The sequence below is a fragment of the Kutzneria sp. 744 genome, assembly GCF_000568255.1.
In the GTDB taxonomy this organism is placed as follows: Bacteria; Actinomycetota; Actinomycetes; order Mycobacteriales; family Pseudonocardiaceae; genus Kutzneria.
Window position 1 is genome coordinate 6,373,790 of sequence record NZ_KK037166.1, and the last position, 20,085, is coordinate 6,393,874.

General features: G+C 70.3%; 12 protein-coding genes. 1 reads left to right on the forward strand and 11 read right to left on the reverse strand.

The window, feature by feature from the left end:
- Nucleotides 1-4 precede the first annotated feature (4 nt).
- The 6 genes from KUTG_RS28915 to KUTG_RS28940 form a co-directional block, all read right to left on the reverse strand.
- Nucleotides 5-6,574: an SDR family oxidoreductase gene (locus KUTG_RS28915; RefSeq protein WP_369794525.1), complete on the reverse strand. Its 6,570-nt coding sequence runs from the start codon at nucleotides 6,572-6,574 to the stop codon at nucleotides 5-7.
- Nucleotides 6,575-6,935: 361 nt separating this feature from the next.
- Complete coding sequence (locus tag KUTG_RS28920; protein WP_232241005.1) at nucleotides 6,936-7,289, reverse strand: nucleotide pyrophosphohydrolase; 354 nt, start codon at nucleotides 7,287-7,289, stop codon at nucleotides 6,936-6,938.
- A 41-nt stretch (nucleotides 7,290-7,330) separates the two neighbouring features.
- Complete coding sequence (locus tag KUTG_RS64030) at nucleotides 7,331-8,620, reverse strand: DUF2786 domain-containing protein (RefSeq protein ID WP_043721209.1); 1,290 nt, start codon at nucleotides 8,618-8,620, stop codon at nucleotides 7,331-7,333.
- 39 nt (nucleotides 8,621-8,659) lie between these two features.
- The gene (glmS, locus tag KUTG_RS28930; RefSeq protein ID WP_043721211.1) at nucleotides 8,660-10,477 is read right to left on the reverse strand and encodes a glutamine--fructose-6-phosphate transaminase (isomerizing); all 1,818 of its coding nucleotides are present in this window, start codon (nucleotides 10,475-10,477) and stop codon (nucleotides 8,660-8,662) included.
- 9 nt (nucleotides 10,478-10,486) lie between these two features.
- Entirely contained in the window at nucleotides 10,487-10,717 is a 231-nt protein-coding gene (locus KUTG_RS28935) for a hypothetical protein (protein ID WP_052396701.1), read from the reverse strand.
- Nucleotides 10,718-10,920: 203 nt separating this feature from the next.
- A complete protein-coding gene (locus KUTG_RS28940; RefSeq protein ID WP_052395538.1) occupies nucleotides 10,921-12,132 on the reverse strand; it encodes a L,D-transpeptidase in 1,212 nt (403 codons plus the stop codon).
- Nucleotides 12,133-12,948: 816 nt separating this feature from the next.
- Here KUTG_RS28940 and mihF point away from each other — a divergent pair.
- Nucleotides 12,949-13,260, forward strand: coding sequence for an integration host factor, actinobacterial type (mihF, locus tag KUTG_RS28945; protein WP_184868828.1), 312 nt, complete (start codon nucleotides 12,949-12,951; stop codon nucleotides 13,258-13,260).
- Nucleotides 13,261-13,357: 97 nt separating this feature from the next.
- Here mihF and KUTG_RS28950 read toward each other — a convergent pair whose 3' ends face one another.
- The 5 genes from KUTG_RS28950 to KUTG_RS28970 form a co-directional block, all read right to left on the reverse strand.
- Nucleotides 13,358-14,632, reverse strand: coding sequence for an ADP-ribosylglycohydrolase family protein (locus KUTG_RS28950; RefSeq protein ID WP_063753578.1), 1,275 nt, complete (start codon nucleotides 14,630-14,632; stop codon nucleotides 13,358-13,360).
- Between the two features lies 1 nt (nucleotide 14,633).
- Nucleotides 14,634-15,620 (reverse strand): YbaB/EbfC family nucleoid-associated protein, encoded by a 987-nt coding sequence (locus KUTG_RS54010; RefSeq protein WP_052395539.1) that lies wholly within the window; start codon nucleotides 15,618-15,620, stop codon nucleotides 14,634-14,636.
- A gap of 182 nt (nucleotides 15,621-15,802) precedes the next feature.
- Nucleotides 15,803-16,966 carry a L,D-transpeptidase gene (locus KUTG_RS28960; RefSeq protein ID WP_084579917.1) on the reverse strand — a complete coding sequence of 388 codons (1,164 nt, stop codon included), beginning with the start codon at nucleotides 16,964-16,966 and terminating at the stop codon, nucleotides 15,803-15,805.
- Between the two features lie 232 nt (nucleotides 16,967-17,198).
- Nucleotides 17,199-18,872 (reverse strand): NAD-binding protein, encoded by a 1,674-nt coding sequence (locus KUTG_RS28965; RefSeq protein WP_052395541.1) that lies wholly within the window; start codon nucleotides 18,870-18,872, stop codon nucleotides 17,199-17,201.
- A 339-nt stretch (nucleotides 18,873-19,211) separates the two neighbouring features.
- A complete protein-coding gene (locus tag KUTG_RS28970; protein ID WP_043721218.1) occupies nucleotides 19,212-19,529 on the reverse strand; it encodes a hypothetical protein in 318 nt (105 codons plus the stop codon).
- Nucleotides 19,530-20,085 lie beyond the last annotated feature (556 nt).

Sequence of the window (20,085 nt, forward strand, 5' to 3'; positions counted from 1 at the left end):
CGCGTCACCAACCGGAGGCCGTGTAGACCACGGCCCGCACGTCGTGGTCGCCGAACGCGAGCTCCCGCAGCAGGGCCATCGTGCCCTCCTCGGGGTCGATCAGCTCGATGCCACGGCGGCCGTACTCCTGCTGCAACTCGGGCGTCACCATGCCGCCGTGCCGCGGGTCCGGCGCCCACGGTCCCCAGTGGACGGTCAGCGCCCGCGTGCCGGTCTTGGCCGCCCACAGGCAACCCAGCGTCTGCAACGCGTCGTTCGCCGCCGAGTAGTCGATCTGTCCACGGTTGCCCAGCGCCGCCGCGATGCTGCCGAACAGCGTCACGAAACGGGGCGGGGTCGGCAGCTCCTCGACCGCCGACAGCAGGGCCCGGGCCCCGTCGACCTTGGTGTCGAAGACCCGCCGGAACGAGTCGGAGTCCTTGTCGGCGATCAGCTTGTCCTCGATGACGCCGGCCGCGTAGCAGACGCCGTCGATCCGGCCGTGATCCGTGTAGATCTCCTTGACGATGCGGTGCAGCGCCTCCTGATCGCGCACGTCCGCCGAGTGGTAGCCGACCGTGCTGCCCAGCGCCCGCAGCTCGTCCAGCGTTGCCCGCACCTCCCGGGCCGCGAGGATCTTCGCCGACAGCCGCTCGATGTCCGCCGGGTTGCGCTGCCCCTGCGCGATCAACGCCGCCCGCAGCGCCGTCTTGTCCTTCGCCGACGCCGTCGCCGGGTCCTCCGGCTCTGCCGGCAGCTGCGTGCGGCCGATCAGTTCGATGCGGCATCCGGTGGTCGCCGCCAGCTTGGTCGCGAACTGCGCCGTGATGCCCCGGGCCCCGCCGACCAGCAGCACCACCGAGTCACGGTCCAGCCCGATGGCCTGCGCCTCGGCCGTCCCGTCGCCCGCCGGCCCCGCCCCGGTCGTGCCCAGCGAGCCGAGTTCCACCGGCAGCATGTCGATCGTCTTCCGCGTCGCTTCGCCTCGCACGATCACCGGGTGCCGATCGTCGGCCAGCAGCTCCGCCATCAGCCCCTCGGTGGCCGCCGCCGGATCCACCTCGACCAGCTTGGCCGCCGTCTCCGGGTACTCGCGGGAGATGGTCCGGAAGAAGCCCCGCAGGCCCACCACCCGGTCATCCGCTCGCTCGGCCACCGGCGACACCGCGAGCACCCACTGCGGCTCCCGCGCCAGCGCCGCCTTGAACTCCGTGAACGCCCCCGGCAGCACCGGATCGTCACCGGGGGAGAGCGCCCCGAGATAGACCAGGTTGTCCGCGTTGTCGGTCACGGCCGCCCCGTGCAGTCCCAGCGCCGTGCCCACTTCGGCCACCAGCTGCGGATGCCCGCCGATGATGCGGAACTCCTTGCCGGATAAGACGGTCGACTCCAGCAACCGTGCCGGCCCGATCTCGGTCGGCACCATCTCGAAGCGCCGAGGTGCCCGCCCACCCAGGACGGCGACCGGCTCGACCGCGACCGGCTCAGCGGCGGCAATCGGCTTCACTACCGAAACCGGTTCGGCGGCGGCAATCGATTCTAGTGCTGGAACCGGCTCGGCAGCAGCCGGCGTCGCGCCGAACAAATCCGCGATCTGCTGGGCGGTCCTGGCCTTGGTCAGCTCCTCCACGTCCGAGGTCGCCGCCGCGCCCAGCCGGGTGACCAGGGTGCCGGCGATCTCCGTCCGCTTGATGGAGTCGATCGAGAGGTCGGCCTCCAGGTCCAGGGTGGGGTCGATCATGTCGGTGGGGTAGCCGGTCTGCTGGCTGATGACGTCCAGCACGGTGGTCAGCACGTCGACGACAACGGGCGCGGCGGGGGCCGCCACCTCGACCGAGGCCGGAACGGCCTGGGGGATCTCCACGACGGGCGCGGCCACGTGCTCGACGATGCGGGCCGGGGCGTTGGCGGTGCCGCCGAAGTAGGCGAGCAGCACGTCCCGCTGGGCGGCGACCATCTCGCGGCTGGTGCGCAGGTACTCGCTGATCAGCGCGTCCTGCCCGACGCTCGGGGACCCCATCGACAACTCCACTCGTCGGGCGGGCACCAGCCCGCCGGCCAGGTACTGCCCGTCGGCGGTACGGACCAGCTGACCGTCGATCGTCCATCCGGGACGCTTCGGCGGGGTGGAAGTGCTGACGTCCAGGGCATCCCGCCCGTGGAACAGCCAGCTCGTGCGGACATTGACGCAGGAGACGGCCAGCTGGGCCACGGCGGCGAGGAAGCCCGGCACGCCGCCGTCGGTGGTGACGCGGACGTGCGCGCGGTCGCCGAGAATGGCCTCGACCAGCCGGGACAACACCTTGCCCGGCCCGACCTCCACGAACACCCGAGCCCCGGCCGCGTACATCGACTCGACCTGGTCGACGAACAGCACCGGCGACCCGATCTGCGCGGCCAGCCCGGCCCGCACATCGCCCTCGTACGGGGCGGCGGTCCGGTTGGACCACACGGGAAGCTCCGGCTCGCGAATGTCCTGAGTGGACAGAATCGAACCGAACGCCACGCCGGCCCCGGCCACCAGCGGGCTGTGGAACGCGCAGGCAACGGGCAGCTGCTTGCCGGAGATACCCTGTGCCCTCAATGTCTCCACGGCAGCACGGACCTGGGCGGTAGGACCCGAAATCACGGCCTGCTTGGGGGCGTTGTGGTTGGCCAGCACCAACTCCTCGGTCAGCACGGAAGCGATGTCCGCCGCCGGGGCCGTGAACGCCGCCATGGCGCCGGGATCATCCCCGGCCGCACCGAGAATGCTCTCGGCCCGGGCCCGGCTCAACGTCAACAACGTTGCCGGACCGAAGGATCCGGCCGCGCTCAACGCCACTAGCTCGCCGTAGCTGTGACCGGCCAACAGATCCGGCCGAACACCCAACCGACCCAGCAGCTGGTTGACCGCCAGGCCGGCGATGCCCAGCGTCGGCTGCGCGGCCCGAGTGTCGGTGATCCGGTCCTTACGCCGCTGCGCGCCGTCCGGATCGAACGCCGCCGGCGGGAACAGCGCATCGGCCCACTCCCGTCCGAGGTGCAGCAGGTGCTGGATCTCCGGGAACGCCACGAAGAGCTCGGCCAGCATGCCCGGCCGCTGGCTCCCCTGACCGGGGAACAGGAATGCGACCTTGCCCTCGACGCCCTGCGAGACAAAGACTCCGCGCTTCGGGTCAGCCTGCCCCGCCGCGCCGGCTCGAAGCAGCTCCGGCAGCTCGGCCAGATTCCTCGCCACGACGGCGATCTGCACCGGCTCGCTGCGCTGCTCGGCCCGCCGCGACGCCGTCTTGGCCAGATCCCGCAACCGCCAAGGGCCCTTGGCCGCGAGGTCGAGCAGCCACTCCACCGCCCGTGCCGCCGACGCGTGGTCCGCGCCACGGAAGGTGAACAGCTCAGCCGCCCATTCGTCGTTGCTGTGTCGGGGAGTCGGGGCCTTGTCATAGGCGGACAGCACCAGGTGGAAGTTGGTGCCGCCGAAGCCGAACGCGCTGACGGCCGCGATCCGCTCCGCCGCCGGGGCCGCCCACGGAGCAGCCTCGGCGTGCAGGACGAAGGGGTTGCCCTCGGTGTCCCACGCCGCGTTCGGCTGCGTCACGTGTAGCGTCGGCGGCTTGATTCCGTTGTGCAGGGCCAAAGTCGTCTTGATCAGCCCGGCGAGGCCAGCCGCGCACTTGGTGTGCCCGATCTGCGACTTCACCGACCCGATGGCGCAGGTCCCCGGCTGGGCGCCGTGCTCGCTGAACACCTTGGCCAGCGCGCCCAGTTCGGTGCGGTCGCCGACGACCGTGCCCGTGCCGTGGGCCTCGACCAGGCCGACCTGGGCCGGCGACACCCCGGCGTTGCGGTACGCCCGCTCCACCGCGTTGCGCTGGCCCTCCGGCCGAGGGGCCGTCAGCCCCAACGACTTGCCGTCGCTGGCGCTGCCGATGCCCTTGATCACCGCGTAGATCTTGTCGCCGTCCCGCTCGGCGTCGGCCAGCCGCTTCAGCACCACGCAGGCGACACCCTCGCCCAGCGTGGTTCCGTCGGCGCTGCTGTCGAACGTCTTGCAGCGGCCGGACGGCGACAGCGCGCCGACCGAGCTGAACATCAGGTAGTCGTTGATGCCGTTGTGCAGGTCGGCCGCCCCGCACAGCACCATGTCGCTGGTGCCGAGGACGAGCTCCTTGCACGCCACGTCCACCGCCGCCATCGACGACGCACACGCCGCGTCCACCGTGTAGTTCGCGCCGCCGAGATCCAGCCGGTTGGCGATGCGCCCGGCGATGACGTTGGCCAGCACGCCCGGGAACGTGTCCTCGGTCAGCCGCGGCAGCTGGTTGTCCAGCGCCTCGGGCAGCGTGCCCAGATAGGACGGCAACACCGTGCGCAGCGTGGTCGCGCTGGCCATGTCGCTGCCCGACTCCGCGCCGAACACCACGCTGGTCCGGGCCCGGTCGAAGGCCCGGTCGCCGTAACCCGCGTGCATGAGCGATCGCTGCGCGGCCTCCAACGCCAGCAGCTGTACCGGCTCGATGCTGGCCAGCGAGGCCGGCGGAATGCCATAGCGCAACGGGTCGAACGGGATTTCCGGCAGGAAACCGCCCCACTTGGACGGCGTCCGGTCGGTCTCCCCGGCCGCCGAGTAGTAGACGCCGGCATCCCAGCGTTCCGGCGGAACCTCGGTCACGGCGTCGATACCGGCCAGCACATTGGCCCAGAACGTCGGCAGATCGGGGGCTTGCGGGAACATGCAGGCCATGCCGACGATCGCCACGTCCAGCGGCTGCGGCTCGGGCTCGTCGGGGACATCACGGGTGACGCCGAGCTCGGAGGCCCGTGCCGCGTGGAACCGCATGGCGCCGGTGCTCACGCTGTCGTGCAGTGCCGCCACCGTGGTCACGGCGTCCCGCAGCACGGCGACCTGCCCGGCCATGAACATGCCCTCGCCCAGCTGCCGGTCCTCGTCCACGTCGAGCAGCTCGGAGCCGTCGCGCTCCACGCCCTTGCTGGCGATCCGCAGCCGTCCGATGTTGAGCTGCTCCAACCGCTCCCACACCTCGCGGTCCGGCACGCCCTGGCCGCGCAGTTCTTCCCGCAGCGTCAGGAACTCCTCGGCGAACGGGCTGGTCACACACCGCGTGGCGTGGCCGGGGGCCGTCTCCAGCAGCGCCGTACCGGAGGCGTCGATCACCTGCCGCTGGAACAGCGGCTGCACCGCCCCGTCGCGGACGGCCTCCTCGGTGAACAGGTAAGCGGTTCCCATCAGCACGCCGACGTCGCAGCGGTAGGCCCGCAGCGGTGTCGCCAGCGCGCCGACCATCGCCGCCGACCGCTCGTCGTGAATGCCGCCGGCGAACAACACGTCCACCTCGGCTTCCGGATTGGCGCCGAGGAATTCCAGCAATACCCCGAGCTGCGCCTCCCACAAGGGGAAACTCGACCGCGGGCCGACGTGGCCGCCGCATTCCGAGCCCTCGAAGATGAATCTCCGCGCGCCGGCGTCCAGGAACTGCCTGAGCAGCCCGGGCGACGGCACATGGAGGAACGTGGTGATGCCCAGCCGCTCCAGCGCGGCGGCCTGCGCCGGCCGTCCGCCGGCGATGATCGCGTACCGCGGGCGCAGCTCCTCGATGACCTCCAGCTGGCCCGTGCGGACCTCCTCGGCCGCGAAGCCGAGAATGCCGGCGCCCCAGGGGCGATCGCCCAGCCGGTCCATTGTCTCCCGGAGCAAAGCTCGGGTCTGCTCCTTGGTCGCCAGCGCCAACGCCACGAACGGCAGGCCGCCGTTTTCCGCGACGGACGCGGCAAAACCGGCGCGGTCGCTCACCCGGGTCATGGGTCCCTGCGCGATCATGCTTGGGCCAGAAGGCTCTTGCGCCAGCGCCGCGAGCACAGCATCCTTGACCGCCCGCACGACGCGGTCGACGGTGCCGTGCTCGTCGGCGAACCGCGTGGCCAGAAAACCGTCCTGTCCCACGGGAATCCGGGCCTGCGAGGCCCCGCGCCAGACCAGCAGTCGCGCACCGTCCACGATGGTCGTCTCGGAACCATCCATTGGGCGGATTGCGGCGGCGATCTCGTCGTCCACATCGGACTCCGAGAGCAGGGCCAGTTGTGTGTCGAGGACAACGCCGGCCGCGCCGCCGACCACGGCCGCCGCCGCGGTGTGCGCGCCGATGCCGCCCCAGGCCCAAACCGGCAGGTCAACGGCGTCGACAAGCTGTTGCAGCAGGACAAAAGTGCTCAACTCGCCGACCGGGCCGCCGGTCTCCTCGCCGCGGGCGACGATGCCGTGCGCACCCCGTTCGGCGGCTTGCACGGCCTCGGCCCTGCTCGTCACCTCGACCAGAACCCGGTGGTGCGCGGCCAGATCTGGAATAGACCACTTCGCGTCGTGTCCGAGCAGGACGGTGTGCACATGATCACGGGGAAGATCGTCCGGTTGCAGTGCGCAGGCGCCCGTGACCCGCACGCCGAACGGACCACCGGCCCAGCTCAGCAGCAGGTCAAGCGCCTCACGGGCCCGCCGGTCGCCGGCGCCGAGATCGAGGACTCCGAGACCGCCCGCGCGACACACCGCGGAAACCAATCGAGCGTCGGGAACGGTGAACGGGCTGACTCCGAGCACGAGATTCTGTGTGAATCCAGAGCCGGAGGTGTGTGCAACCATCGAGCCTCCGCGGGGATACGCCGACCGGTGGGTGCGCACATCGGTGTAGCCACACCCTAATTGGGTGGATCCGAGCGGAAAGGCTATGGCCGAAGCTGCCATTCCGTCAATTGAGGAACTGGGTAGTTCAGGAAGGTTTGCGTGGGAGTTCAGCGCGGCTCAAGCGCCGGCCTGGGCTGTGCGGCCGGATGACAACCGCGCTGACCTGGCTTGCTGCTCCGATCGGGTCACGACCGATCGAGGTGGCCGGCGCCAGGCCCTGCGGATGTCCGCGTCGTTGCCCGCTCGTATAAAGCAGATGAATTGGCAGGTCAGAAACTTATAGCTCGTCGTACTTGGCCGATTTTCCCCGTGACTTCTCGACCGGGTACCGCAATTCGTTGCGAGCCATCTTGTCCAACGTCGCCTGGGCCAGATCGATGCCGGTCACATCCGCGAAACGGAGCAGATACATGAACACGTCGGCCAGCTCCATTCGGACCCGGTCGCGTCGGTCCTGTTCGGACAGCGCCGCGGCGATCTCCTCGTCGCCGAGCCACTGCAACTCGGCCAGCAGCTCCCCGGCCTCGCCGGCCAGCGCCATCGCGAGGTTCTTGGGCGTGTGGAACCGTTCCCAGGCCCGGGCTTCCGCGAACGCGCGGATCCGGGACATGAGGTCCTCGATGTCCGTCACGGTCGCCACCGTAGCGGCTGAACTCGGGTCATCGGCCGGAATTACCGAGTAGCTGTCAAGTTCGGCCGACTGACGCCGAGATCGGCCTGATCGGCCGCTGCCGTGCCGGCCTGCCAGCCGGCCGTGCTGCCGACCGTGTACGACTTCTTGACGGTGGCCGGATGGAGCTCCTCGAACAGCTCCGACACCGCCTTCTCGCGGTCGGCCAGCACCGGCAGCAGCCGGTCGTCGGCGGCGTGGTCGTCGCTCTCCTCGGCCGCCGCCCGCAGCCGCTGGCCGATGCGAACGGCGTAGGCCAGCAGGAACGACTGCCGGTAGGTGCGGCTGCGGGTGTCGACGCCCGCGCCGGAGGCCACCATCGCCCGCGTCGCCTGCAACAGCAGGGAGGTCGACAGCAGCTCGGTGATCTCCAGGTCGAGGTCGGCCCCGATCAACGCGATGAAGCCGAGCTTCTCGTACACCACGCCCCGCGACCGGTTGGCCGCCGCGACCGCCGCCACCAGTTGCGCCTTGGCCCCCACGTAGGGCGTGTCCAGCCACACCCGACGGGAACTCGCCGTCTGCGCCACGTGTTCGTCGGCGTCGAGCAGCGCCCGCTCGAAGGCGTGCCGGCTCATCAGCTCCTGGGCCTTGGCCGACAACGCCTCGGCCTCCTCCGGAAACTCCGTCGACTCCGCTTTTGCGAGCAACCCTCGGACCTTGGCCAGCACCTTCTGGTCAACGCCCGCGCCCAGCAGCACGTCGGCCACGGAGGAACTGCCCGGCAACGGAAGGATCAACGGCAGCTTGGGTAGGGCCATCAACGTCGCCAGCGCGACGATGACCACCTCCAGCCCCTCCTGCTTGGACAGGATGTGCCGGGCCAGCCACTGCTCGAAGTGCTGCCGGTCGTGCGGCCACCACGGCCGGGCCTCGATCTGCCGGAGCTGGTCGCGCCAGCGCTCGTGCAGCGTCGCCTCGGCGTGCTGGGACATGTCGACGGCGATCACGTCGGTGACGAAGCCGACGGCGAAGCCGTCGCACTCCCGGCTGATCACCTGCACCAGGTCGTAGGGCAGCCAGCCGCTGGGCCACAGGAAGTTCAGCGCCCGGTGGAACACCCCGGCCACGGCGATCCCGAGCTGCCGGTCGTCGGCGTCGGCCAGGTACTCGGCCTCGGCCGCGGCGGTGTGCTTCTGTCCGTACGAGTAGTCGTTCGCCGCGGCCCACAGCCGCCCCGCGATGCCGTTGGCGTCGAGCGACCGTGCGTCGGCGCCGTTGGCCATCCGCTGCGCGTGTCGGGCGCGCGCCTGCTGCTTCGCGGCGCGCCGGGCCCGGTCTGAACTCCCCACGCGAAGAGGTTAGCGACCGAACCCGGCGTCACCGCGTGTTCACTCCACTGTCACGCTTTTCGCCAGGTTCCGTGGGTGATCGACATCGTGCCCGAGCAGCACGGCGGCGTGATAGGCCAGGAGTTGCAAGGGGATGCCCAGCAAGATCGGGTCCAGCTCCGGTTCGGCCTTGGGCACCACGATCGTGTGGTCGGCCAGCGCGCCCGGCAGCTCCCGGTGGGCCAGCGCGAGGATCCGCCCGCCGCGGGCCTTGATCTCGCCCAGCGTGGTGAGGTTCTTGTCGTAGAGCTCGTCGTCCGGGACGATCGCCACGGTCGGCGTCTCCGGGCTGATCAGGGCCAGCGGCCCGTGCTTGAGCTCCGAGGCCGGGTAGGCCTCCGCGTGCACGTACGAGACCTCCTTCAGCTTCAGCGCACCCTCACGGGCGACCGGCCAGCCCCGCACCCGGCCGATGAACATGACGTTGGGACACGTCCCGTACTCCTGGGCCAGACCGGCGATGTGGTCCTCCAGCTTGAGGATCTCCCCGATCTGCGACGGCAGCGCCCGCAGCCCCCGCACGAGCCGCTGGCCGTCGGCCGGCGACAGGTCGCGGACCCGGGCCAGGTGCAGCGCCAGCAGGGCGAAGTCGACGGTGGTCACGGTGAACGCCTTGGTGGAGGTCACCGAGATCTCCGGGCCGGCGTGCAGGTAGATGCCGCCGTCACACTGCCGCGCGATGGAGCTGCCGACGGCGTTGACGACGCCCAGCACCCGGCCGCCCTTGCGCTGGATCTCCTGCACCGTGGCCAGCGTGTCGTAGGTCTCGCCGGACTGGCTGACCGCCACGTACAGCGTGTCCGGGTCGATCAGCGGGTTGCGGTAGCGGAACTCCGACGCCGGCTCGGAGTCCGCCGGCACCCGGGCCAGCTCCTCGATCAGCTGCGCCCCGATCTGGCCGGCGTAGTGGGCCGAGCCGCAGCCGAGGATCTTGACCCGCTTGAACTCGCGGGACTCGCGCGGCGTGAGGTTGAGCCCGCCCAGGTGGGCGGTCCCGAACCGGTCGTCCAGCCGCCCGCGCAGGGTCCGCTCCACGGCCGTCGGCTGGTCGTGGATCTCCTTGCGCATGAAGTGGCCGTAGCCCTCGGCCTGGTAGTCGTCGTCCTCGACGTCCACGGTCGTCGGCGGGCGGGTGGTCACCGTGGCGTCCAGGGTGCGGGTGCTGAAGCCGTCGGCCGTCAGCACCGCGACCTCGCCGTCCTCCAGGTGCACGACCTGCGAGGTGTGCCGGACCAGCGCCATCACGTCGGAGGCGACGAACAGCTCCTTGTCGCCGACGCCGAGGATCACCGGGCTGCCGTTGCGGGCGGCGATGATGCGGTCGGGCTGGCGGGTGTCGACCACGGCGATGCCGTAGGTGCCGACGATCTCCGGCAGCACCTGCCGGACCGCCTCCTCGATGTCGTCCACGTCCACCGCGGCGATCAGGTGGGCCAGCACTTCGGTGTCGGTCTCGGAGACGAGGACCACGCCGTTCGCGGTCAGCTTGGCCCGCAGCTCCTCGGCGTTCTCGATCACGCCGTTGTGCACCACGGCGACCCGACCCGAGCCGTCGACGTGCGGGTGGGCGTTCTCCTCGCTCGGCACGCCGTGGGTGGCCCAACGGGTGTGGCCGATGCCGACCGGCCCGGTCAGGCGGGCCGGCACGTCCTGCGCCAGCTGCCCGACCCGGCCCTTGACCTTGCGCACCCGCAGCTTGCCCCGGCCGACCACGGCCACCCCGGCCGAGTCGTAGCCGCGGTACTCCAGCCGCGCCAGGCTCTCAAGCAGGATCGGCACGCAGTCGCGCGACCCCACGTATCCCACGATTCCGCACATGGTCGTTCCTCACCCGTAGACGATGCGGCGCAGCTGCCGGAGCGACAGCTCCGGCGCCGCGACCCGGCGTTGCGGCAGCTCGGCCGCGATGCGTTCGAAGATCTGCTCGTTGGTCAGCCCGGCCGACTTGAGCTCGGCGTGGCGGCGGCGCACGACCGCCTCCACCGGCTCGTCGAAGTAGGCCAGCACGTCGGCGACCACCCGGGTGGCCTCGCCCGGACCGAGCGCGGTGGTGCGCATCAGGTGCGAAACGAGCTCCCCGAACGGGTGATTGGCGGCGGACACGAGGAGCGACTCTGCCCGGGTTCGGGGGCAAAGGCAACGATCCTGCCCGAAATCGGGCAGGATCGTGTGACCGGGCCGGACAAAGCCAGGGCCGCGCCCCTCCAACGGAGCGCGGCCCTGGACAGTGCGTGTCTGCCGGGTGTGTCTACCGGCGCGGATCAGCCCTTGGCGGCGCTGCCCTTCTGCCAGTCGGCCCAGCTGAGCTCCCAGTCGCCGTAGGTGTCCCACAGCGGCAGCTTGCCGCCGCCGGAGTTGGTCACCTCGACCACGTCGCCCAGGTTGAAGTGGTTGAAGAACCACTGCGCGTTCTCCGGGCTCAGGTTGACGCAGCCGTGCGAGACGTTGGAGCTGCCCTGCTGGTTGACGGTGTTCGGGTTCTCGTGCACGAACTCGCCGTCGTTGGAGATCCGCAGGTCCCAGTACTCGGTGGACTTGTAGTAGCCGGGCGAGCCGGGCATCACGCCGTAGGTCGCCGAGTCCATCACGACCTGCTGCTGCTTGTCGGAGATCACGTGCGGGCCGATCTGGGTCGGCGTCGAGTCCTTGCCCAGGCTGATCGGCATGGTGTTGACCACGGCGCCGTTGTGCAGGATGGCCATCTGCTTGGTGTTGCCGTCGGCCTTGGCGATCCACGAGTCGTGGATGGTGTAGGTGACCGAACGGTCGGTCTTGCCGTACACGCCGCCGCCCAGGTTGACGCCGTACAGGTTGGCGTCCAGCTTGATGGTGGTGCCGGCCTGCCAGTACTCGGCCGGGCGGTAGTGCACGGTCTTGGCGTCGATCCAGTACCAGGAGCCCTGCTGCGCCGGGGTCGAGGTCACGACCAGCGCCTTCTCGGCGGCGGCCTTGTCGGTCACGTTCTTGTCGAACGACACGCCGATGATCTGGCCGACGCCGAAGGTCTGGCCCTGGCCCGGCGGCGCCGGGATCAGCGACGGGTAGGCCTGGTCCTTGGGCGTGAGCGTGGTGTACGTGCTCTTCTGCTCGGTCTGCTTGCCGTCGGCGTTGGTGGCGTCGGCGACCACGGCGTAGCTGGCGCCGTAGCCGAGCGGCTCGGTCGTGGTCCAGGTCAGGCCGTCGGCGGAGAGGTCGCCCTTGACCACGTTGCCCTTGGCCGTGTTGGTCACCACGACGTTGGTGATCTTGCCGCCGGACGCCTTGATGGTGATCGGCGTCGTCGGGCTGACCTGGTCGCCGGCGGTGATCGTGACCTGTGCGGCCGGCGCGGGGGGCTTGACCGATGTGGTCGCCACCGCCGAGCCGTCCGTGCTGGACGAGCAGGCGCTCAGCGCCAGCGCCGCCACGGCGAGCCCGACGACCCCCGCGGACCCCAGGCGCCGACGGCGTCCCGTGCTTCCTCCGACAAGCATGCAGCAACCCTCTTTACTCACGGCCGTGTCTCGGATCAGCCCGGACCCATTCGTGGCCGACCTCGCCCCCCAGAAGAGTAGGCGGCGGCCTCACTACCGATAAGACGTGGTGGGGCCCCCTGCGTTGCCTCGTTCCTTGAGGGGACCCGCGATTCGGTGACAATTTGACTCCCTGGGTCCGCGTGATGCACCCGGCGGACCCGTTCCACGGGAGCTCATATCCCCGGAACGGGGGGTATTGGGCTGTTCGGGTGATCACCGTGCGTGCCAATGGGGTATTTGCTGAAAGTTGGCTCAGAGATTGCTGTCACGTCCTTCCGGTTCGCCGTTTCGGACCGTTCGAAACGTCGCCGGCGGCCCGGCGGGCGGTCGATCGGGCCGAAAACCGGTTCGACCTGCTCAGCAGGGTGAAGTCGATCAGGTGGCGTACGACACTCCCGTGGTCGCCGGATGGGGTGTTCCCCGCCGGTGGGACGGCGGGCGGACCGGTCACCGCGGGCCACCGCCCTGGATCGGTTCCGGCCAGGGCCGCTGACCTGGAGGAATGTTCACCGAAAAGGCGTTTTCGCAGTACAGAGGGGGTACTCCCGTGGTTGTCCCACCCCGACCTGCGCCCGCCCTCACCGTGAACTCCGTGTGAGCCCCGGTTCACCTGGTTGAACTTATTCCGCTCGTCCGGTGTCACTGGAAAGGCTGGCGTAGCGTCACCCACGGGGTTGCCGCGACGCGCCAACAGGCGCGAACGCTGACGAAAGTCGTGGTCAGCGTGCATGATGGCGGTCGAGCAACCCCTCGTCGTGAGAAAGGACCATGAAGTTGGCTCTGCCCACACTGACCCCTGAGCAGCGTGCGGAAGCGCTGGCGAAGGCTGCGGAAGCCCGCAAGGCCCGCACCGCGCTGCTTGCTTCGATCAAGTCCGGTGAGACGACCTTCGGTGAGGTGCTCAAGCGGGCCAAGGACGACAAGACCGTCGGCAAGACGAAGGTCGCCCAGCTGTTGAAGGCCGTGCCCGGGCTCGGCGCCGTCAAGGTCGCCAAGCTGCTCGAGGAGACCGGCATCGACGCCGACCGTCGCGCCGCCGGCCTCGGCGACCGGCAGCGCCAGGCGCTGCTCGACGCGATCGGCTGAGCACGGCCATGTGCTCGAAGACCGATAAAGGTCCGGTTGACCGATATCGAGTCAGTCCGACCCGGCGCAGCTGTCGCGCCGGGTCGGACCGCTTTAGTCACCAGCCCGGATAGCGCTCCAGCCAGGCGTCGTCGGTGGGCGGGTTCGTCCCGAACTCGGCCAGCGCGTCCCTGGTCACGGCCGTGATCGTCGGGCGAAGCTCCAGCCGCTCCAGCCACTCGGCCGGGATCGCGGCCACACCGTGCCACGCCCCGGCCAGGTTGCCGCAGACCGAGCCGGTGGAGTCGCTGTCGCCGGAGTGGTTCACCGAGATCCGCAGCGCCTCGGGCAGGTCGTCGGTCACCAGCGTCGCGTAGACCGCGATCGCCAGCGTCTCCTCGCCGACCCAGCCCCCGCCCAGCTCCTCGGCCATCCGCTCGGGGCTGACCGACCCCTCGTCGGCCAGCCGCACCGCCGCGGTCAGCCGGGCCAGCTGCTCCTCGTGCCCCGGCCACCTCGTCAGCACGGGCGTCAGCGCCGCGATGCAGTCCGGCAGCGAGGTGCCCTTCAGCAGGCCGTGCACCAGGAACGCCAGCGAGGCCGCCGACAGATAGCCGCTCGGATGGCCGTGCGTGAGAGCCGCGGTGGCGGCCCCCAGCGCGAACACCACCTCGGGATCTGTCGACCACAGCGCGACCGGCGCCGCCCGCATGACGCCGCCGCAGCCCTTCGAGTCGTTCAGCGGGTTGGCCATCGAGCCGGCCGGATTGCCGGCGGCGTACACCCGCAGCGCCGTCACGCACGTGTTGCCCGGGGCGCGGCGCGCGAAGAGACCGCGTTCGGTGATCAGCCAGCCGTCCGGCTGCGACCGGCCCTCGGCGAACGGGCCGCCGGCCTGCGGCCAGTCGAAGCCCTGCGTGTGCAGCCAGCGCTGCAGGGCGTGCTGCACCACCGGCACGGGGTCGTCCGCACCGGAGACGCGGTCGCGGACATGGGCCCGGATCAGGCCCTCCAGCGTGAACAGCGTCATCTGGGTGTCGTCGGTGACCGTGCCGTCCGGGCCGCCCGGCCCGAAGCCGGTGACGCCGCGCTCGCCGTGCTGGCGCCGGATCATGTCGATCGGCAGGAACTCGATCGAGGCCCCCAGAGCGTCCCCGATCGCGCCGGCCAGCACGCAGCCCAGCACCCGGTCCGACCAGGTCAGCGTGGGCAGCGGCATCGGGAACTTGCGGCCGCTCTCGTCCAGGCCGATCGGGAAGTCGTGCCGGCCCGGGTCCGACGGCCGCAGCCGCTGATCCACCGGCACGGCCAGGCTGTCCATGTGGAACCGGGTGATCCGGTCGATGTGCTCCTGGTCGGTGCCGGGAGTCCACTCCCACTCGCTCATCGCCATGTCAGCCCAGCTCCTCCAGTGCGATGTCCCAGCCCTTGATGCTCGGGTAGTACCGCTTTCCGGTGACGCGGAACGTCGCCCCCGGCCCGAACACCACCTCGCCGAACTGCTCGCCGTCCTCGGAGATCGCCCCGATCAGCTTGCCGCCGTGCCGGGCGTCGATGGTGTAGCGGACCAGGCCGTCGCCGGTGTAGGCCGGATTGGCCGAGGTGCTCAGGAAGGTCCGCTCGACGATCGTGTCGCCCAGCTGGTACTCGGCCGCGATGGACGCCGCCCGCTCCGGATCCCGCACGCCCAGCACCCGGGTCACCACGCCGGTGTAGGACGGAAGCTTGCTCAGCGCGCTCATCACGTGCTCGATCTGGCTGCCGCTGTCCGACGTCTGGTCGGGCGCCGGCGGGGCCGGGTCCTGGATGGCGACCGGCGTCGGGACGGGTTCCAGCGCCGGCTCGGGGGCCGCGACCGGTTCCGGCTGTTCCGTGAAGTCCGGCTCGGCGAAGGTCGGCTCCGTGAACTGCTTCTGCTCGAACGGCGGCTGCTCGAACTGCTCCTCGGCGAAGAGGGCCTGCTCGGTCGGGTTCGACTCCAGGATCGGCGGCGGCCCGGCGGCGTGCTGCGGCTCCGGCTCTGGTTGCGGCTCCGGCTCAGCCTCCGGTTGTGGGACGTCCTCCGGCTCGGTCGCCTCGGCCCCGACCTGCCGCATCGCCTCGCGCACGGCGTCGGCCACCGCGTCGGCCAGGCTCGCCGGCGTGTGGTGCTCGAACGCGTCGCGGTCGAACGAGAGCCGGCGCAGGCCACCCGCGCCGTCGACGACCACCGTCACCATGCGGTCCGGTGACTGGGCCAGACCCGTGCGCGCCCGCAGATCACGGTTGAGCTGCTGGACATGGGCCAGCTGCTGCTGCGCGCCGGCCAGCAGCTGGCCCATCGAGTCCAGCATCGCGGCGTTGCGCGCCAGCAGCTCCGCCATCTGCTCCGAATCGGTCATCCTCGCCCCTCTGATCGGCAGACAGGACGGTACCCAGCCGATGGGCCGATCACGGGGAAGTTGACGCAACGGCCGGCACAAAGCGGGGTTGAACTGCCCTGATCGGCCCCAGTGACGTACGCCACCGACAGCAACGCCCCCGGAGCGCCGGGCTCCGGGGGCGTTGCTCGTCGAGAAAAAGGTCAGCCGTGCAGCGCCGACTTGGCCAGCCACTGGTCCCAGCCGACGGCCCAGTCGTAGAAGTCGCCGTCCTCCGGGCCGAGCTGCTGGGTGGAGCCGGTGATCTCCACCGGGTCGCCCGGCAGCACCTCGTTGAAGACGACCTGCGCGTTGGCCGGGGCCAGGTTCACGCAGCCGTGCGAGACGTTGGTGTTGCCCTGGGCCCAGATGCTGGGCGCGTAGCCGTGCACGAACTCGCCGTTGTTGGAGATGCGGACCGCCCACGGCACCACCACGTTCTCGTAGTGGTACTTCGGGTTGGTCATGGCGAAGGTCGCGCTCTTGGACATCACGATGTGCGTGCCGCTGTTGGTGACGCGGCCCGGGTCGGAGTCCAGGCCGTAGCTGGCCGGGTAGTCGGCGATCTGCTTGCCGTCCTGGATGACCAGCAGGTGGTGGGTCTGGGTGTTGCCCTGCAGGATCAGGCTGCGGCCCACGTTGAAGGACACCGACATGTCCTCCGCGCCGTACGCGCCGCCGCCGAACGACGTGCCGTACAGCTTGGCCATCAGCGTGACCTTGGTGTTGGCCGGCCAGTAGTCCTTGGTGCGGTAGTGCAGGGTCTCGTTGTCCATCCACGCCCACGAGCCGGTGCTCGGGTTCGAGGTCTGCACGGTCAGCGCCCGCTCGACCGAGGCCTTGTCCTGCACCGGCGAGCTGAAGTTCAGCACGATCGGCTCGGCCACGCCGACGGTGGCGTTGTCGGCGACGTTGATCTGCGCGCTGATCGTGCGGCCCGGGCGCAGCGTGTGGAACGAGCCGCCCAGCGCCACCTTCTTGCCGTCCGCGCCCAGCGCCGAGCCCGACCAAGTGTAGGTGTGGTCGTAGCCGAGCGACTCGGTCGCGGTCCAGCTGTGCTTGTCCGGTGCCACCAGGCCGCCGACCTCGCGGCCCTGGTCGTTGACCAGGTGCACGTCGGTGAGCCCGCCGTCGGCCACGATCACCTGGACCGGGTCGGCCGGCGAGACGTTCTGCGCGGTGTCACCGGGAATCTGCGTGACCTTGGCCGGCTTGGAGACCGCGGCCGGCGAGACCTTCTGCTCGGTCTGGGTCGGCTTGGTCTCCGGCGTGCTGGTCGAGCTGCACGCGGCCAGGCCGAGGACGGTGGCGAACACGCCTAACGTCAATGCCCAGCGAGTTCCTCCGACAGATCGGCGCACGGCCACCCCTTCCCCCGAAATCCCACTTCACCCCTGCACACCCATCGACGCCCCAGGTACAGACCACGTTGACCGAGGTAAACGTGATTCGCATCACACAATTGGGTGACGTGTCGACCGATTCTTGAACGTTACCGCCGGACACCGACGTGAACGCTCTCGATCTGATCAAGGATTGGCCACTGTCCCGGGTGCCGAATCACTGCCCCGAGGAGATGCTGCCGGCCAGGATCTGCCCCAGGCCGCTGCGGGTCGCCACCACCATCAGCCGGTCCCGGGGCACCAGCTGGTGCTCGGCCGAGGGCTGCCAGTCCAGGCGCTGCTCGGTGCGTCGCTGCAGGCCGATGACCCGGACCTCGAAGCGCTGCTCGACCTCCTGGATGGTCAGCCGGTTGAGGCCGGTTCCGTCGCCGACCGGCACCTCGGCGATCAGCAGCACCCGCCGGCCGACCGGGATCGTGCCGATGACCTGCCGTTCCACCATCGCCGCCGCGAAGGCCGGCGCGGCGAGGAAGGACACGCTGCGCGACACGTTGATGTCGAAGCGGCGCTCCACCAGGCGTGCGAAGTCGTTGTCGAACAGGCGCAGGATCACCAGCAGGTCGTCGCGGATGGCGCGGGCGGTCAGCGCCGCCTCCAGGTTGACCACGTCGTGCGAGCTCAGCGTGACCAGCGCCCGGCTGGTGCCGATGTAGGCCGCGCGCAGCGTGTCGTCCCGGCTGGCGTCCCCGATGATCACCGGCAGGCCCAGCCGCTTGGCCAGCGGGATGCCGCGGGCGTTGTCGTTCTTGTCGATGCACACCACCGGCACGCCCAGGTCGTGCAGCTGGGCCACCACCCGCACGCCGACCTGGCCCAGTCCGATGACCACCACGTGATCACGGAACGGGCCCTGCGGTCCGGCCGCCGCCGCCAGCCGCGCGCTGACCACCGCGTCCAGGGCCACCGCCGTGATGATCGGGATGATCGAGATGCCGACGATCGTCACCATCACCTGAGTGATCTTGTTCAGCACCGGCAGGCTGTCCAGCGGCTGCGCCGCCCCGGCCACGTCCAGCGCCGTCTCGTAGATCGCGTTCCACCACGTGTAGCCGCCGAACGTGGCGAACAGCGTGGTGCCGATGGCCAGCAGCACGAGAAGCGCCAGCGCCGCCGCGCCCACCTTGCGGTTGAACACCGATCCGAAGTTCCGGCGCACCGCCGCCATGAACCGCCCGCGCTTGCGGCCGACCGCCCGCACCACGTCCGGGCCGTTGGTGAAGGCCAGCACCAGGTCGCCCGAGTGCGGCTCCGCCGGCAACAGATCGGCGTTCGTGCTGTCGCTCGTGTCGGCCAGGCCGCAGATGATCCGCTCGGCGTCCACCTCGTCGCGCCGCACCACATACAAGGTGCGGCCGCTCACCCGGATGTGCGTCGGCCCCTCGCGCCCCAGCGCCGCCGCCACGAACGACGGTGCCGCCATCGCCGCGTCCGACAGCACCGCGCAGTCCGCGAACAGCGTCCGCACCCGGTGGCCCAGGCTCATGTTGAACTGCCGGAGCACCAGCCGCAGATCCGGGTTGATGTCCTGCGCCAGCAGCGCCGCGTGGATATTGCCCGCGTCATCGCTGCCCAGCAGCGCCAGCGCCCGCGCCGACCCCAGCTTCGCCTGCTGGAACGCCCCGTTGTCCGGCGCCGCCGCCTCGATGACCTTGACCCGGCTCAGCTGGGCGATTCTCGGCCCGTAGTTCTCCTGCTTGGACCGCAGGATGACGGTGACGTCCTCGTCGTACCGGTTGATCAGCTCGTCGACCAGCCGGAAGGCCAGTGGAGAGTCCCCACACACCACCAGATGCCGACGCCGGTCGTTCCTGCGGAGCTGGAGCGTCGGCACCCGTTGATCGTATGCGAGGCCCGCCCGCCCGGTGGGCGGTTGCCGGAGGAGACATCGCCCGTTCGGCGGCCGGGTCGGGTGCGGAAAGCCGAGGCCGACCAGCGGGGCCGGGCAGCACTGTGCGCAACAGGCCGGGCTGGTCGGGCGTGCTGGTCGATGCGTGAGGGGCATCGGCTGGCCAGCGGGGCCGGGTCGGCCGGGGTGGTGCGGCCGGTGGGCCGGACCGGGCTGGTCAGCGGGTGAGGGGGACCGGGCGGGTCAGCTGGGCCGAGTGGCCGCGAGAGGCTGATCAGCGGGGTCCGGGGTGGTCGGCCGAGGGCGGCCGACCGGGGCGAGCGCTCAGTAGCGCCCGTTCTCCTGGTTCTGGGACTCCCAGGCCAGTCGCTGGGTGATCCACTCCTGGGCCAGGGCCTGCGGGGAGGTCTGGTGCACGGCGGCGAGCTCGCGGAGCTGCTCGTTCGCGGTCAGCGTCAGGCGCAGCTGGTAGACCTGCGCGTTGCCGAAGCGGCGGCCGGACCCGGTGGTCTCGACGTCGCCCTCGGGCGCCAGCGCGGCCAGGTAGTTCTCCAGCTCGTGGTCCGGAGCAGCTTCCTGCTGCTCACGGGCGGGTTCGCGGTGTCTAGCGTCTTTTTTCCGTCCAAGCGAGGGAAGAGGCACGCCGAAGAGGATAACGGTTCGGTTGCGGGCCCATGACAGGTGTGTCCCCCGCCACACCCCGCCGGCATGGAGAGGCCCCCGCGCCAGGGGGAGGAACGCGGGGGCCGGAGGGGATCTCCACAGGCGCTGACCGGGGGTATGTCAGCTCAGACGATTGTGACATGGGTCGTTGTCGCGTGCGAGGGTTTCGCAGTGGATTCATGCCCGAATTTCCCCGCTTGAAAACCAGGTAGTCGGGCCGACCCGTGGCGATCATTGCCCACCCCGGCTGAGTGGGGCTGCTCCGGACAGCGCCTTGCGTTCGACAGCGTTCGACCGCTACGGGCGGCGTTGAAACGGTGAAGATGTGAAACCGTCACGACTGCACGGAGTGTGACCGTAACCGTGACTCGTTACTCTTCGTCGCTTTCGCGTGCTACCTCGACTATGTGTCACTGCATTGGCGACTGCGACCGCAAACGACGCTCCGCGCCCCGCATACCCCCTGGCCTGCGGCTACGTCCGTGCCGGACTCGGCAACCTGCCTCTCACTGGAACCGACTTGTTCGCCTGGCCG